The organism is Enterobacteriaceae endosymbiont of Donacia semicuprea, from assembly GCF_012570535.1.
Classification (GTDB): domain Bacteria; phylum Pseudomonadota; class Gammaproteobacteria; order Enterobacterales; family Enterobacteriaceae.
In genome coordinates this window covers 818-16,576 of the sequence record NZ_CP046210.1, presented here as the reverse complement: position 1 = coordinate 16,576, position 15,759 = coordinate 818, and the positions used below count along the sequence as shown (strand labels likewise).

Genomic DNA, 15,759 nt, shown 5'->3' with positions numbered 1-15,759 from the left:
ACAAGTAAAATTACGATAATTATAAATATTTTTTTTTATAATTTTTAATTGTTTAAATACACAATGAGAATTTTTTGAAGCATCAGCAAAATGAGTCATTAATGTAATGTTTTGAATATTAATATTAGTTTTTAAAATATTAATTATATTATTAATATTTTGAGGTAAAAATCCTAATCTATTCATACCGCTATTAATTTTAATATATATATTAAGAGGATAATATGATTTATATTTAAGTAATATTTTAATTTGCCATTTATTATGTATTGTGATAGTTAAATAATATTTATAAATTAAATATAAATCTTTTTTACTAAAAAAACCTTCTAATAAAAGAATAGGTTTATCACAACCATTTTTTCTTAAAATTATAGCTTCTTCTAATGTTAATACAGCAAAACCATCACTTTTTTTAAGAATTGGAAAAATATTTTTAATACCATGTCCATAAGCATTTGCTTTTAATACAGACCAAATTTTGGTTTTACCTATAATATTTTTTATTATTTTAAAATTATTTTTTAATGCATTACTATTTATAGTAGCTAAGATAGGTCTTGTTGTCATAAATTATATCTCTACAAATTATTAAAAATATATCATATTTTTATATTAAAAATAAATTATATTAATTTTTTTTTACATAAAATTATTAATATATATTATTTTTAAAAAAATTTAAATTATATAATATTTTCTATATTTTAATTTAAATTAATATTTAATTTTCAAAAAGTTTATTATATAATCATAATAATGAGATTGTAATTTTTTATATAAAGGATTTTAATCATGATTACTAGTAAATTTGGTCTTGGACAACAAGTAAGACATAAATTATTAGGTTTTTTAGGAGTTATAGTTGATGTTGATCCAGAATATTCTTTACATAATCCTAAACTTGATGAAGTTGCAGAAAGTATAACATTACGTAATAAACCATGGTATCATGTAGTTATGGAAGATGATACAGGACAACCTATACATACTTATTTAGCAGAAGCTCAATTATCAGGAGAACCATTAGATAATGAGTATTCAGAAAATTCATCATTAGATGAATTAGCTAGTTCAATAAAAAAACAATTAATAACTCCTAGATTAAGGAATTAATATAAATTATTATATAATTTAAAGTTATTAAATTATTTATTTTATTATATAAATAAATTTATTATTTATTAATTTTTATAAAATTTATTGATTTTTTAATATGATACACAATTTTTTTCTTACCCATTAAATAAATAATATTATTAATAGGTGGAGTATTTTCTAATCCAGTAATAAATAAACGTAAAATCATTGCTAGTTTTTGAAAAGTAATATTTAATTTAAATAAAATTTTTTTTAAAAAAATATTTATATTATCTATAGACCATACTTTAATATTATTTAATTTTTTTAAAAATATTTCTAAAATCATTTTAGTTTTTAAATTTAAGTATTTTTTTATTAAATTATTATTTTTATAATTTGGATATTTATAAAAAATATAACATAAATTATTTATTTCATTTAATGTATTACATCTATTAGGAAAAATTTTATATAAATCTTCTATTTTTGGACCATTATCAATGTTTATATTACGTTTTTTACAAAATAATTTTAAATAATTTATCATATTTTTTTTAGATAATTTATTTAAATAATATTTATTAAACCAATTTAATTTTTTTATATTAAAAATACTAGATGATTTATTAAGATTTTTTAAATTAAATAATTTCTTCATTTCTTCTAATGAAAAAATTTCTTTATTTCCATAAGACCAACCTAATAGTAAAATATAATTTAATAAAGCTTCTGGTAAATATCCTTTTTCTTTATATTTAAAGATATTTATATTATGATCTCTTTTAGAAATTTTTTTTCCTAAATTATCAGTAATTATAGAAACATGAGTATATATTGGTATATTAGCTCCAATAGAATTAATAATATGAATTTGTTTAGGAGTATTATTAATATGTTCTTCTCCTCTAATAATATGGGTAATTTTCATATCCCAATCATCTATAACAACACAAAAATTATAAGTTGGGATGCCATCTGTTCTTTTAATAATAAAATCTTCTAATTCATTATTATGAAATGTTATTTTACCTCTTACTGTATCTGTAAATGTTATATATTTATCATTAGGTATAAAAAATCTTACTGTATAAGGTTTATTTTTATTTTTTTCTATATTATTTATATTATTATAACATTTTCTATTATATTTAATTTTTTCTCCGTTTATAATTTGTGTTTCTTTATTTTTTTTTAAATGTTTTTTAGTGCAATAACATTTATAAGCAGTACCATTTTTTAACATATAATTAATAATTTCATTATATCTATTAATTCTTTTACTTTGAAAATATGGTTCTTCATCCCAATCAATATTTAACCATTTTAAAATTTTAAAAATATTTTCAATAAAAGAATTTTTTGATCTTTTAAAATCAGTATTTTCAATACGTAGTATAAAATTACCTTTATTTTTTCTCGCAAATAACCATGCATATAAAGCAGTACGAATATTACCTATATGTAAATAACCAGTTGGACTTGGTGCAAATCTTGTTTTAATTTTCATTATATTTATATTTTTATAATTTATATAGATTAATACTATTATATTAGTATATAATAATAATTATATTTTTATTTTAAATATTTTTAAAAAAAAATATTGACATTTTTATATTAATAAATATAGCATATAAGAACTGTTTTTTTGGGTGATTAGCTCAGTTGGTAGAGTACCTCCCCTACAAGGAGGGGGTCGCCGGTTCAAATCCGTCATCACCCATTAAATAATAATTTTATAAAATATTTTTTTGGGTCGTTAGCTCAGTTGGTAGAGCAGTTGACTTTTAATCAATTGGTCGCAGGTTCAAATCCTGCACGACCCAAAATAAATAAAAATCATTTATATTAAGTTATATATATTTATTTATATTTTAATTTATGTTAGATTATAAATATTAAAATAATAATTAAAATTTATTAATAATATTATGACATATTATTATAAAAAAAGAACTATATCAGTCAGTACATGATGTATCAAATATTGATTAAAAATATGGAAATATTACACTTTTCTTATATTTAATAAATACATATATTTTTAAAAATTTTACTCATCTAAGATGAGTATGATTACTTAAGAAAAACTAATCCTATAAAAGATACAGTAAGTACAAAATGTTATTTCATTATTAGAAAATATTTTAGGATGTGTTCTTAAAAGTAGTTTTATTTTTATTATTTATTTAATTATTATAATATTATTAAAACCAGAAGATTTAATTATTTTCCTAATAATTATTATGATGGTAGTTATAAACTATTTAAAAATCTTGAAAAAAAAATATATAAATTTATATTTATTAATATGTATAATAAAAAAAAATTTTAACTGTTTTAAAATATAAACTAAAATTAATTTTTATAGAAAAATCTAGTAATCCATTGTTAAATGTAATTAATATTTGAAGTTATTGTAATGAAATTAAAAAAATTAATGTAATAAGTATTATTAATGATATATTACTTACTCTATTATTACAAAATTTATTAGATTTAGAATCTGATTTAGTTATTCATTTTTGTACTAAATATTTAAATGGACATTCTGATATTATTTTAGGTGCTATTTATTATTTTAAAAAATATAAATATCATAAATAAATTATTATGGTCCTGGGGTTAACATAAGAATAACGTGTTCTGTATTTAATAGTTATTTTTTATTAATAGTTATTAGAACTTGATACCATAGATTAAAATTAGTTTAAAAAAAATACACTTATTATATTTGAATATTTAAAATAACAAAAACTAGTTAAAAAAATATATCATCTTTTATTTAAAAATAATATTAGACGTGAAATTATAAAGAAAAGACAACAATTATTTAGAGTTATATTAAGTTTTTAATTTAATGGTTCTAAAGAAATGTTAAAAATTTTTTTAAATTTATTAAAATTATTTACTTTAGCTGAATTTTTAGATAGTATTAAAATTCTTATTTTTTATTCAGCTATAATAATTTATACATGTATCATAAAAGATGAAATGATAAAGGAAGAAATTTCTAATTTATTATTTATTACGTATATTAAGTATATTCGAGTTAGAATTAAAGATCTAAAAAATCTTATAAAATATTTAGATATATCTTTTATATTAATTAAAAGATAATTATATATAAAAAATATTATTAATAAATTAGAATATTTTGCGCTCTACAGGATTCGAACCTGTGACAAATAGCTTAGAAGGCTATTGCTCTATCCTACTGAGCTAAGAGCGCAAAAAATTATTAATCCATAATAACATTATTATGTTATACATTCAAATTAATTAAATAAAATAAATTTATTTAATAATTTTATTATAAAATGAGTAATATTTAAATGAATGCTAAAATTATTAATGGCCATATTATTGCCAATAAAATATATTCAAAAATTATTAAAAAAATGAATAATATTTTATTTAAGGGGAAAAGAAGACCAAGTATAGGAATAATTTTAGTTGGCGATAATCAAGCATCTAAAATTTACATAAAAAATAAATTAAAAATATGTAAAAAATTAGGTTTTTTTTATTATAATTATAATTTAAATAAAAATATTAGCGAAAAAAAATTATTTAATATTATTGATTTTTTAAATCAAAATAAAAATATTGATGGAATTTTAATTCAATTACCATTACCTAATAAAATTAATACTATTAATATAATAGAAAGAATACTTCCAAAAAAAGATATAGATGGTTTTCATCCATATAATATTGGACGTTTATGTCAAAGAGCTCCTTTATTACGTCCTTGTACTTCTTTAGGAATATTAAAATTATTAAAATTTTATAATATAAATACTTATGGTCTAAATACAGTAATTATAGGAGCTTCTAATATAGTAGGTCGTCCAATAGCTATGGAATTATTATTATCTGGATGCACTGTAACTATTACACATCGTTATACAAAAAATTTAAAACATCATATAAAATATGCAGATTTATTAATAGTTGCCGTAGGCAAACCTAATTTTATACCAGGTGATTGGATTAAACTAGGAGCCATTGTAATAGATGTAGGTATTAATATAGTGGATAAAAATAAAATTATAGGTGATATTGATTTTAATATAGCTAAAAAAAGAGCATCATATATTACTCCTGTACCAGGAGGTATAGGACCTATTACAGTAGCAACGCTAATGCAAAATATTTTATATGCATATGAAAAAACATAATTTTTTTATTATAAATAAATTAAGATTATATATTTATTTAAATATAAAAATAAAGTTAATTATTAAGCCGGATTCAGTCAAGAACAGTCATTTATCTAGAATAATAATCACTTATTATTTCAAGCAGCTTACCCAGATTTATAGTACGGGTATCATACAAATCTTATTTAGCCTTGCTCCTAGTGGAGTTTACATTGACATATATTATTACTAATATATCGGTATGCTTTTACCATACCTTTTCACCCTTACCAAAAATATTTTTTTGGCGGTATTCTTTCTGTTGCACTATTCGTAAGTTCACACTTCCCAGTAATTATCTGGCACTATAACCCAATGGAGTCCGGACTTTCCTCTTTTATTAATTATTAATAAAAGCGACTGTTTTAATTAACTTTATAATATAAAGTATTATATATTATATATTTTAATATTAACATTTATTTTTTATATGAAATTCATATAATATATTTTTTTTAATAGAATAAATTTTTGAAGTAATATTTATTGCTTTTTTTATTGATAATTCTTGTTTTAAAATTAAAAATGTTTGAATTATTTTTGAAGAAATTTTATTATTAATTTTATAATTATATCCATCTATAACTAATACTATTTCTCCTTTTAATCGATTAGAATCTAATTTTATCCATTTTATTAAATTTGTAATTTTATCACCATATATATTTTCCCATTTTTTTGTTAATTCTTTAGCAAAGACTATATATCTATTTTTTCCAAAAATTTTTTCTATATCATACAAACATTTTAATAATCTATGTTTAGATTCATAAATAATTAAAGTTCTATTCTCAAATTTTAATTCATTTAATCTTTTTATTCTTTTACTTTTTTTTTTAGATAAAAATCCTTCATAACAAAATCTATTTGTTGCTAATCCTGAAGCTGAAAGAGCTAAAATAGCCGCACATGCTCCAGGAATAGGTATGATTTTAATATTTGAGTATTGTTGACGACATAATTGAATAATTCTATATCCAGGATCACTGATTAATGGAGTTCCAGAATCTGAAACTAATCCTATGTTATAACCTTTTTGTATTTTTTCTAAAAAAAATTTTGCATTTTTTTTCTCATTATATTCATAATAAGAATATAATTTATTTTTAATATTAAAATTTTTTAATAGTAATCCTGTTTTTCTTGTATCTTCTGCTAAAATTAAATCTACTTTATTAAAAGTTATTATAGCTCTATTACTTATATCATTATAATTACCTATTGGAGTAGAAATAATATATAAATTACCTATTTTTGAATTATTATTATTCATATTTTTAATAATTAATTTTAAAATATTTACTTTAAATTTTTAATGAAATATATTATTATACACAAGATAATAAATAATTACAGATATAAGATGGAGGAATGGCCGAGTGGTTGAAGGCACCGGTCTTGAAAACCGGAAGTAGATAAACTATTCGAGAGTTCGAATCTCTCTTCCTCCTTAAGTTACCAATAATAAATATATTTAAATTTAATTAAATTAAATATGGTAAAAAAATGTTTATTTTTAATAAAGAAAAAAAAGTAAGTAGTAAACATGATTCGTGGAATGAAGATTTAGCTATTCAAATAGCATTTAAAGAAAGCATAGTATTAACTTCAAATCATTGGAAGGTTATATATACATTGCGTTCATTATATTTACAATTTAATATAATTCCTAATTTACGTATTTTAATAAATGTATTAAGAAAAAAATATACATCTATAAATTGGAATAGTATAGTGTTTTTTGAATTATTCCCTAAAGGATCTATAAAACAAGCATCGAATATTGCAGGATTACCACAAAAAAATATTTGTTTATAAAAAAACAAATATTTTTTATATGAATGTGTAGAATATATTTTATATTTTTAAAAAATACTTAAATATATAATCAATTTTCTTAGAAAAAAAATAAATGATAATCCAAATAAAACTATTAAAAATACTTTGTAAAAATAAATTTTGATAGGTAAATTCAATATTATTTATATAATATATAATTACATTTAAAATATATAAAATACATGTTATAAATAATATTTTATATATTATATTAAAATTTATAATTAATTTGTAATTAGATGATAAAAAATATGTTAATATACTTAGTAATAAACTATGAACACCTAAAATATTATTTGTAAATAAATCTACAAATAGTCCTATAAAAAAACTTGTTATTATATTAATAATATAAGGATATTTTAGTAACCAATAAATTAAAATGAGTAATAACCATGATATATGTAAATTACTGTTACTACTTTTAGTAAGTATTATTTGCAAAAATAATGATATTATTAATGTTAAATAAATATATAATTTTAAAAAATAATTTTTCATGTTTTTTTAATTAATTAATAATAATAAATATTTTATTTTTTCAATTTGCATAAATGGTTTTGCGTATACTATTTTTAAATTTTTTTCTTTATCAAATTTTATTTTTGTTATTATCCCTACGGGATATCCTATAGGATATTCTTGATCTATCCCAGAAGTAATTAAAATATTTCCTTTATTAATAATTATATCTGGTGATATATATTCAGATTTAAGTTCTTTTGAACATCCGTTCCCATTAATTATAAATTTAATATTACTATTTTTTATTTGTACCGGTATAAAAATATTTTTATTACAAATTAATAAAACTTGACTACTTTTTTTTTTAACAGTTATTACTTGACCTATTATGCCCTTTTCATTAAGAACAATTGTTCCTTGTTTTATATTATCTTTATGACCTTTATTAATAAAAATTTTATTTTTATATATAGGAAAATAAATAGGTATTATTTCTGCTATTATGTTTTTTTTTTTTTTAAAAATTGGTAATTTTAGAATTTTTTTTAAATTAGTATTTTCATATTGAACTTTTTTTAAATTATATAATTTTATATTTTGTTGTAATATTTTATAAAATAAGTATCTATTTTGTTTTTGTAATAAATTATTTTTTTTAAAATAATCTAATATACTTATATATAAGTAATATGGTTTATTTATTATAAAATAAACAGGACTAATTTTATTATCAATAAAATATCTTATTTTTATAAAATAATTAGAATATACGTCTGTAATAATAATTATTACTGAAATTATTATAGCCATAATAACTCTAATTATAAAAATGGGTTTTTTATTAAAAATTAATTTCATAAATATATTATCTTAATAATTTATAGTTATTCTTCACTAAATAAATCTCCTCCATGTGTATCAATCATGTCTAAAGCCTTTCCTCCACCTCTTGCTACACAAGTTAATGGATCATCTGCAATAGAAACTGCTATTCCTGTTTCTTCTATTAATAATTTATCAAAATTTTTTAATAAAGCGCCTCCACCAGTTAAAACCATACCTCTTTCTGCAATATCTGCCGCTAATTCAGGAGGGCATTGTTCTAATGCAATCATTACAGCACTAACTATTCCTGTTAAAGGTTCTTGAAGAGCTTCTAATATTTCATTAGAATTTAATTTAAAACTTCTTGGAACTCCTTCAGCTAAATTTCTTCCTCTTACTTCAATTTCTAATATTTCTTCATTATTATAAGCAGAACCTATTTGATGTTTAATTTTTTCAGCTGTAGCTTCTCCGATTAAAGATCCATAATTACGTCGTACATGACTAATAATAGCTTCGTCAAATTTATCTCCTCCTATTCTTACAGAAGAAGAATATACTACTCCATTAAGAGAAATAACAGCAACTTCAGTTGTACCTCCGCCTATATCTATAACCATAGATCCTGTTGCTTCAGAAACAGGTAAACCAGCTCCAATAGCCGCTGCCATTGGTTCTTCTATTAAAAAAACTTCTCTTGCACCTGCTCCTTGAGCTGATTCGCGAATAGCTCTTCTTTCAACTTGAGTAGCTCCTACAGGAACACATACTAATACTCTAGGACTAGGACGCATAAAACTATTACTATGTACTTGTTTAATAAAATGTTGTAACATTTTTTCAGTAATAGAAAAATCTGCTATAACACCATCTTTCATCGGTCTAATAGCTGCAATATTTCCAGGAGTTCTTCCTAACATCTTTTTAGCATTATAACCTACAGCTGCTACACTTTTAGGAAAACCTGCTTTATCTTGTCGAATTGCAACAACAGAAGGCTCATTAAGAACAATTCCTTGTCCTTTAACATAAATTAAAGTGTTTGCTGTTCCTAAATCTATAGATAAATCATTAGAAAACATTCCCCGAAATTTTTTTAACATAATAAAAAAACCCGATTTATATTTGATAATTATTTTAATTAAATAAAATTTATTATATTCTTAGTGAAATACATAATAACATTATATTTAAAATAAATATAATGTTATTTAAATAAATTTCTTTACTTTGTAAGTAAAAGTAATGATATAATACTTATATTTAAATAATTTTTTAATTAATTGTATAAAAATGTAATGGAAAAAAAAAAAAATTATCATATTTTAGTATTAAATGGTCCAAATTTAAATCTTTTAGGTATCAGAGAACCAAAAAAATACGGATATCATTCTTTAAATGAAATTATTCAAATTTTAACTAAAGAAGCAAAAAAAAAATATTGTAAATTAAGTCATTTTCAATCTAATGCAGAATATAAATTAATTAATTATTTGATAACATATAAAAATTATTTTGATTATATTATTTTTAATCCAGCATCTTTTACGCATACTAGTATAGCTTTACGTGATACTTTATTAGCAATAAATATTCCTTTTATAGAATTACATATTACAAATATATATAATAGAGAATCTTTTAGAAAAAAATCATTTTTTTCAGATATTTCTAGTGGAATTATTATTGGATTAGGTACTGACGGATATATTTTATCATTAAAATTTATTTTAAAAAAATTACTTAATTAATTTTTTATTTTTTTAAAAAAAAAAGATGGATTAACTTCACCATAACTATTTATAATTTTTACTTCTGGTTCTAACCAAATATCAAATTTTATTCCTACAGTATTATATATTTTAATAGCTAGTTTAAGTATATCCATACCTGTTGCATTATTAGATTTATTTAAAATTATTAATGCTTGTTTTGAATGAACCATAACACCATTTTGAATGTATCCTTTAAATTTACATTGATTAATTAACCATCCTGCGGATAATTTTAATTTATTATTTTCTATAAAAATAGGAATTTGAGGATAAATTTTTAATAATTTTAATCCTAGTTTAGAAGATATAAATGGATTTTTAAAAAAACTTCCTGCATTACCATAAATTTTAGGATTAGGAATTTTTTTTTTTCTAATATTACAAATATAATTAAAAATTTGTTGGGGAGTAATATTAACATTAGTTCTTAATTTTTTCAAATCTTTATAATTTAAATTTGGAATCCATTTCTTAGATAATGATAATCCTATTGAAATAATAATATGATTTTTATAATCATCATGCTTAAAAATACTATCTCGATATTTAAATTTACATTTTTTTTTATTTATTCTTTGTATTTTTTGATTAATAGGATTTATAATATCTACATATTGACAAAAATCTTTTATACTAGAACCATAAGCGCCAATATTTTGTATTGGAGCAGAACCAACGCTTCCAGGTATTAATGCTAAGTTTTCTAAACCATAAATTTTATTTTTAATAGTATTTTTAACTAATTTATGCCAATTTTCACCAGAATTTATATGTAAATTCCAATATTTTGATGATTCATTTATATGAATGCCTTTAATTTTATTAATAACAACAAGACCGTAAAAGTTATTTAAAAATAAAACATTACTTCCTTTACCTAAAATTAAACATGGTAATTTTTTTTTTTTATATTTTTTCCATATCTGACATAATTGTTTTAGATTTTTAACTTTTATAATTTTAATTGCATTATTTTTTATATTAAAAGTATTTAATTTATTTAATGAATAATTACAGATCATTTTGTGGTTTATCTTATAATAAAATTATCCTGGTATTTTCCTACTCTTACATGAGGAGACCTCATACTACCATCGGCACTATAATGTTTCACTTCTGAGTTCGGAATGGATTCAGGTGGTACCATTACGTTATTTATACCAGGAATTTTTACTTATAAATATTATTAGATTAAATTAATATTAAAAAAATCTAAACGATTCTGGTGTTGTAAGGTTAAGACTCACGGGTGTTTATTAGTACTGGTTAGCTTAACATATTACTATGCTTACACATCCAGCCTATCAACGTCATAGTCTTTAACGTCCCTTAAGGAATTTTTACAAATAATTAATAAAAATTCAGGGAAGATTAATCTTAAGGTAAGTTTCGCACTTATATGCTTTCAGCGCTTATCTTTTCCGTATTTAGCTACCGGGCAATGCCATTGGCATGACAACCCGAACACCAGAGATACGTTCACTCCGGTCCTCTCGTACTAGGAGCAAATCCTTTCAATCTTCCAACGCCCACGACAGATAGGGACCGAACTGTCTCACGACGTTCTAAACCCAGCTCGCGTACCACTTTAAATGGCGAACAGCCATACCCTTGGGACCTACTGCAGCCCCAGGATGTGATGAGCCGACATCGAGGTGCCAAACACCGCCGTCGATATGAACTCTTGGGCGGTATTAGCCTGTTATCCCCGGAGTACCTTTTATCCGTTGAGCGATGGCCCTGTCATATAGAACCACCGGATCACTAAGACCTGCTTTCGCATCTGTTTGAATTGTCATTCTCACAGTTAAGCCAGCTTTTGCCTTTGTACTAACCTCACGATTTCCGACCGTGATTAGCTGACCTTAGTACTCCTCCGTTACTCTTTAGGAGGAGACCGCCCCAGTCAAACTACCCACCAGACACTGTCTCTAACCCGGATAACGGGTTTAGGTTAGAATAATAAATATTAAAGGGTGGTATTTCAAGGTTGACTCAATACCAACTGGCGTCAATATTTCATAGTCTCCCACCTATCCTACACATTAATATTAATTATTCAATATCAAGCTATAGTAAAGGTTCACGGGGTCTTTCCGTCTTGCCGCGGGTATACTGCATCTTCACAGCAATTTCAATTTCACTGAGTCTCGGGTGGAGACAGTCTGACCATCATTACGCCATTCGTGCAGGTCGGAACTTACCCGACAAGGAATTTCGCTACCTTAGGACCGTTATAGTTACGGCCGCCGTTTACCGGGGCTTCGATCAAGAGCTTCTTAATAAATAATAACTCTTTCAATTAACCTTCCGGCACCGGGCAGGCGTCACACCGTATACGTCCACTTACGTGTTTGCACAGTGCTGTGTTTTTAATAAACAGTTGCAGTCAGCTATTATCTTAGACTGATTTCAGCTCCAAAAGTAAATTTTTTCACTTACAATCAGCGTGCCTTCTCCCGAAGTTACGGCACTATTTTGCCTAGTTCCTTCACCCGAGTTCTCTCAAGCGCCTTAGTATTCTCTACCTGACCACCTGTGTCGGTTTAGAGTACGATTCAATATTATTTATAGCTTAGAGGTTTTTCTTGTAAGCATGGTATCAATTACTTCATACAGTAAAGTATTTCGTCATTACGCCTCAATGTTAATAATTATTCGGATTTTCCTAAATAATTCACCTAAACGCTTAAACCAAGACAACCATCACCTGGATAACCTAACCTTCTCCGTCCCCCCTTCGCAAATAATACCAAGTACAGGAATATTAACCTGTTATCCATCGACTACGCTTTTCAACCTCATCTTAGGAATCGACTTACCCTACCCCGATTAACGTTGGATAGGAACCCTTAGTCTTTCGGCGAATAGGTTTTTCACCTATTTTATCGTTACTCATGTCAGCATTCGCACTTCTGATTTCTCCAATAAATTTCACAATTTATCTTCAACAATTTACAGAACGCTCCCCTACCCAATAAATAATTTATTTATTTATTGTCGCAGCTTCGGTGTATAATTTTAGCCCCGTTACATCTTCCGCGCAGGATGACTAGACCAGTGAGCTATTACGCTTTCTTTAAATGATGGCTGCTTCTAAGCCAACATCCTGGCTGTTTATGCCTTCCCACTTCGTTTCCCACTTAATTATAACTTAGGGACCTTAGCTAGCGATCTGGGTTGTTTCCCTTTCCACAACGGACGTTAGCACCCGCTGTGTGTCTCCCGTGATAACATTATTCGGTATTTGAAGTTTGCATCGGATTGGTAAGTCTGGAAGACTCCCTAACCGAAACAGAGCTCTACCCCCGAATATGAATTACACGAGGCGCTACCTAAATAGCTTTCGGGGAGAACCAGCTATCTCCCGGTTTGATTGGTCTTTCACCCCTAACCACAAGTCATCCGCTAATTTTTCAACATTAGTCGGTTCGGTCCTCCAGTAAGAATTACCAAACCTTCAACCTGCTCATGGTTAGATCACCGGGTTTCGGGTCTATATCTTGCAACTAAACGCCCTTTTAAGACTCGGTTTCCCTACGGCTTCCTTATACAGTTAACCTTGCTACAAAATATAACTCGCTGACCCATTATACAAAAGGTACGCAGTCACATTTTTTACAAAATGCTCCTACTGCTTGTACGTATATGATTTCAGGTTCTATTTCACTCCCCTAACCGGGGTTCTTTTCACCTTTCCCTCACGGTACTAGTTCACTATCGGTCAGTCAGTAGTATTTAGCCTTAGAGGATGATCCCCCTATATTCAAACAAGATTTCACGTGTCTCGTTCTACTCTTTGAAACTATAATTAGTATATTTTAACATACGAGACTATCACTCTGTATCGTATATCTTTCCAGATATTTCTGCTAATATAATAAATACGTATGTTTCTGGGCTATTTCCTTTTCGCTCGCCACTACTAAGAAAATCTCTATTGATTTCTTTTCCTCAGGATACTTAGATGTTTCAGTTCTCCTGGTTTGCTTCGTTATCCTATGTATTCAAATAACGATAATATATAGTTAAATATATTAGGTTTCCCCATTCGGACATCATCGATTAATAATGTTTCAAATCAACTCATCGATGCTTTTCGCAGATTAGCACGTCCTTCATCGCCTCTGACTGCCAAGGCATCCATCATATACGCTTATTTACTTAACCTTACAACCCACAATCGTTTATAAAAAATTTAATATTAATTTATAAAAATTAATAAATTTTTAAATTTTTTTAAAAGATAATTACCTAATTTTTAAAGAACAATAACTTAAATTAAAATCTAAAAAACTTTTAAGGGCACTCTTTTTTAGAGTGTACTATAGTAAAGGAGGTGATCCAACCACAGGTTCCCCTACGGTTACCTTGTTACGACTTCACCCCAGTTATGAATCACAAAGTGGTAAGCGCCCTCCGAAAATAATGGTTAAGCAACTTACTTCTTTTACAACCCACTCCCATGGTGTGACGGGCGGTGTGTACAAGGCCCGGGAACGTATTCACCGTAGCGTTCTGATCTACGATTACTAGCGATTCCGACTTCATAGAGTCGAGTTGCAGACTCCAATCCGAACTAAGATATATTTTGTGAGATCCGCTCACTCTTACGAGGCTGCTTCTCTTTGTATATACCATTGTAGCACGTGTGTAGCCCTGGTCGTAAGGGCCATGATGACTTGACGTCGTCCTCACCTTCCTCCGGTTTATCACCGGCAGTTTCCTTTGAGTTCCCAGCTTAAACTGATGGCAACAAAGGACAAGGGTTGCGCTCGTTGCGGGACTTAACCCAACATTTCACAACACGAGCTGACGACAGCCATGCAGCACCTGTCTCATGGTTCCCGAAGGCACTTAAATATCTCTATTAAATTCCATGGATGTCAAGACCAGGTAAGGTTTTTCGCGTTGCATCGAATTAAACCACATGCTCCACCGCTTGTGCGGGCCCCCGTCAATTCATTTGAGTTTTAACCTTGCGGTCGTACTCCCCAGGCGGTCGACTTAACGCGTTAGCTACGAAAGTTATAAGTCAAGCTTACAACCTTCAAGTCGACATCGTTTACAGCATGGACTACCAGGGTATCTAATCCTGTTTGCTCCCCATGCTTTCGCACCTGAGCGTCAGTATTCGTCCAGGGGGTCGCCTTCGCCACTGGTATTCCTCCAGATATCTACGCATTTCACCGCTACACCTGGAATTCTACCCCCCTCTACGAAACTCAAGTTAATTAGTTTCAAATGCAGTTCCTAAGTTAAGCTTAGGGATTTCACATCTGACTTAATTAACCGCCTACGTGCTCTTTACGCCCAGTAATTCCGATTAACGCTAGCACCCTCCGTATTACCGCGGCTGCTGGCACGGAGTTAGCCGGTGCTTCTTTTACAAGTAACGTCAATAATAAAATATATTAGATTTTATCTTTTCTTTCTTGTTGAAAGTACTTTACAACCCGAAGGCCTTCTTCATACACGCGGCATAGCTGCATCAGGCTTTCGCCCATTGTGCAATATTCCCCACTGCTGCCTCCCGTAGGAGTCTGGACCGTGTCTCAGTTCCAGTG

The 15,759-nt window shown here is 26.1% G+C and carries 13 protein-coding genes, 4 tRNA genes, 3 rRNA genes and 1 other RNA gene (1 of these 21 running past the window's edge); 9 read left to right on the top strand and 12 right to left on the bottom strand.

Features of this window, described 5'->3' with window-relative positions; all coding sequences use genetic code 11:
• The coding region (locus GJT91_RS00110) for an alanine racemase (protein WP_211080613.1) at nt 1-570 on the bottom strand (570 nt) is incomplete at its 3' end.
• Between the two features lie 225 nt (nt 571-795).
• Here GJT91_RS00110 and hspQ point away from each other — a divergent pair.
• Nucleotides 796-1,116 carry a heat shock protein HspQ gene (hspQ, locus tag GJT91_RS00105; protein WP_168868243.1) on the top strand — a complete coding sequence of 107 codons (321 nt, stop codon included), beginning with the start codon at nt 796-798 and terminating at the stop codon, nt 1,114-1,116.
• 61 nt (nt 1,117-1,177) lie between these two features.
• Here hspQ and gltX read toward each other — a convergent pair whose 3' ends face one another.
• Nucleotides 1,178-2,590, bottom strand: coding sequence for a glutamate--tRNA ligase (gene gltX / locus GJT91_RS00100; protein WP_168868242.1), 1,413 nt, complete (start codon nt 2,588-2,590; stop codon nt 1,178-1,180).
• Nucleotides 2,591-2,733: 143 nt separating this feature from the next.
• Between gltX and GJT91_RS00095 the strand changes: the two genes are divergently transcribed.
• The 4 genes from GJT91_RS00095 to GJT91_RS00080 all read left to right on the top strand — a co-directional run bounded on the left by GJT91_RS00095 (nt 2,734) and on the right by GJT91_RS00080 (nt 4,203).
• Nucleotides 2,734-2,806, top strand: a tRNA-Val gene (locus GJT91_RS00095).
• Between the two features lie 30 nt (nt 2,807-2,836).
• Nucleotides 2,837-2,909 (top strand) — tRNA-Lys (locus tag GJT91_RS00090).
• 601 nt (nt 2,910-3,510) lie between these two features.
• Nucleotides 3,511-3,690, top strand: coding sequence for a PLP-dependent transferase (locus GJT91_RS02315; protein ID WP_168868614.1), 180 nt, complete (start codon nt 3,511-3,513; stop codon nt 3,688-3,690).
• Between the two features lie 267 nt (nt 3,691-3,957).
• The gene (locus GJT91_RS00080) at nt 3,958-4,203 is read left to right on the top strand and encodes a hypothetical protein (protein WP_168868241.1); all 246 of its coding nucleotides are present in this window, start codon (nt 3,958-3,960) and stop codon (nt 4,201-4,203) included.
• A gap of 38 nt (nt 4,204-4,241) precedes the next feature.
• Here GJT91_RS00080 and GJT91_RS00075 read toward each other — a convergent pair.
• Nucleotides 4,242-4,315, bottom strand: a tRNA-Arg gene (locus GJT91_RS00075).
• 103 nt (nt 4,316-4,418) lie between these two features.
• Here GJT91_RS00075 and folD point away from each other — a divergent pair.
• The gene (gene folD, locus GJT91_RS00070) at nt 4,419-5,267 is read left to right on the top strand and encodes a bifunctional methylenetetrahydrofolate dehydrogenase/methenyltetrahydrofolate cyclohydrolase FolD (protein WP_168868240.1); all 849 of its coding nucleotides are present in this window, start codon (nt 4,419-4,421) and stop codon (nt 5,265-5,267) included.
• A gap of 47 nt (nt 5,268-5,314) precedes the next feature.
• On the opposite strand, the gene rnpB is transcribed toward folD, so the two are convergent.
• Nucleotides 5,315-5,665, bottom strand: an RNA gene (gene rnpB / locus GJT91_RS00065) — RNase P RNA component class A.
• A 35-nt stretch (nt 5,666-5,700) separates the two neighbouring features.
• Nucleotides 5,701-6,561 (bottom strand): 16S rRNA (cytidine(1402)-2'-O)-methyltransferase, encoded by an 861-nt coding sequence (gene rsmI / locus GJT91_RS00060; protein ID WP_168868239.1) that lies wholly within the window; start codon nt 6,559-6,561, stop codon nt 5,701-5,703.
• A gap of 92 nt (nt 6,562-6,653) precedes the next feature.
• Between rsmI and GJT91_RS00055 the strand changes: the two genes are divergently transcribed.
• Both GJT91_RS00055 and GJT91_RS00050 read left to right on the top strand, forming a co-directional pair.
• Nucleotides 6,654-6,739: transfer RNA gene (locus GJT91_RS00055), tRNA-Ser, on the top strand.
• 55 nt (nt 6,740-6,794) lie between these two features.
• Nucleotides 6,795-7,106 carry a TusE/DsrC/DsvC family sulfur relay protein gene (locus GJT91_RS00050; RefSeq protein ID WP_168868238.1) on the top strand — a complete coding sequence of 104 codons (312 nt, stop codon included), beginning with the start codon at nt 6,795-6,797 and terminating at the stop codon, nt 7,104-7,106.
• A gap of 39 nt (nt 7,107-7,145) precedes the next feature.
• Here the strand turns inward: GJT91_RS00050 and mreD are convergent, their stop codons facing one another.
• The 3 genes from mreD to GJT91_RS00035 are packed head-to-tail and all read right to left on the bottom strand — an operon-like array spanning nt 7,146 to nt 9,520.
• Entirely contained in the window at nt 7,146-7,628 is a 483-nt protein-coding gene (gene mreD, locus GJT91_RS02310; protein ID WP_168868237.1) for a rod shape-determining protein MreD, read from the bottom strand.
• A gap of 6 nt (nt 7,629-7,634) precedes the next feature.
• Complete coding sequence (gene mreC / locus GJT91_RS00040; RefSeq protein ID WP_168868236.1) at nt 7,635-8,450, bottom strand: rod shape-determining protein MreC; 816 nt, start codon at nt 8,448-8,450, stop codon at nt 7,635-7,637.
• Nucleotides 8,451-8,476: 26 nt separating this feature from the next.
• Nucleotides 8,477-9,520: a rod shape-determining protein gene (locus tag GJT91_RS00035; protein WP_168868235.1), complete on the bottom strand. Its 1,044-nt coding sequence runs from the start codon at nt 9,518-9,520 to the stop codon at nt 8,477-8,479.
• A gap of 195 nt (nt 9,521-9,715) precedes the next feature.
• Between GJT91_RS00035 and aroQ the strand changes: the two genes are divergently transcribed.
• Entirely contained in the window at nt 9,716-10,168 is a 453-nt protein-coding gene (gene aroQ, locus GJT91_RS00030) for a type II 3-dehydroquinate dehydratase (RefSeq protein ID WP_168868234.1), read from the top strand.
• Here the strand turns inward: aroQ and murB are convergent.
• The 4 genes from murB to GJT91_RS00010 form a co-directional block, all read right to left on the bottom strand.
• On the bottom strand, nt 10,165-11,214 hold the full coding sequence (gene murB, locus GJT91_RS00025; protein WP_168868233.1) for a UDP-N-acetylmuramate dehydrogenase: 1,050 nt from the start codon (nt 11,212-11,214) through the stop codon (nt 10,165-10,167). The genes aroQ and murB overlap by 4 nt on opposite strands.
• Nucleotides 11,215-11,241: 27 nt before the next feature.
• Nucleotides 11,242-11,357, bottom strand: a 5S ribosomal RNA gene (rrf, locus tag GJT91_RS00020).
• A gap of 67 nt (nt 11,358-11,424) precedes the next feature.
• A 23S ribosomal RNA gene (locus GJT91_RS00015) occupies nt 11,425-14,362 on the bottom strand.
• 162 nt (nt 14,363-14,524) lie between these two features.
• Nucleotides 14,525-15,759 (bottom strand): 16S ribosomal RNA (locus GJT91_RS00010); it runs 177 nt beyond the window's last position.
• The 16S, 23S and 5S rRNA genes sit together here, the layout of an rRNA operon.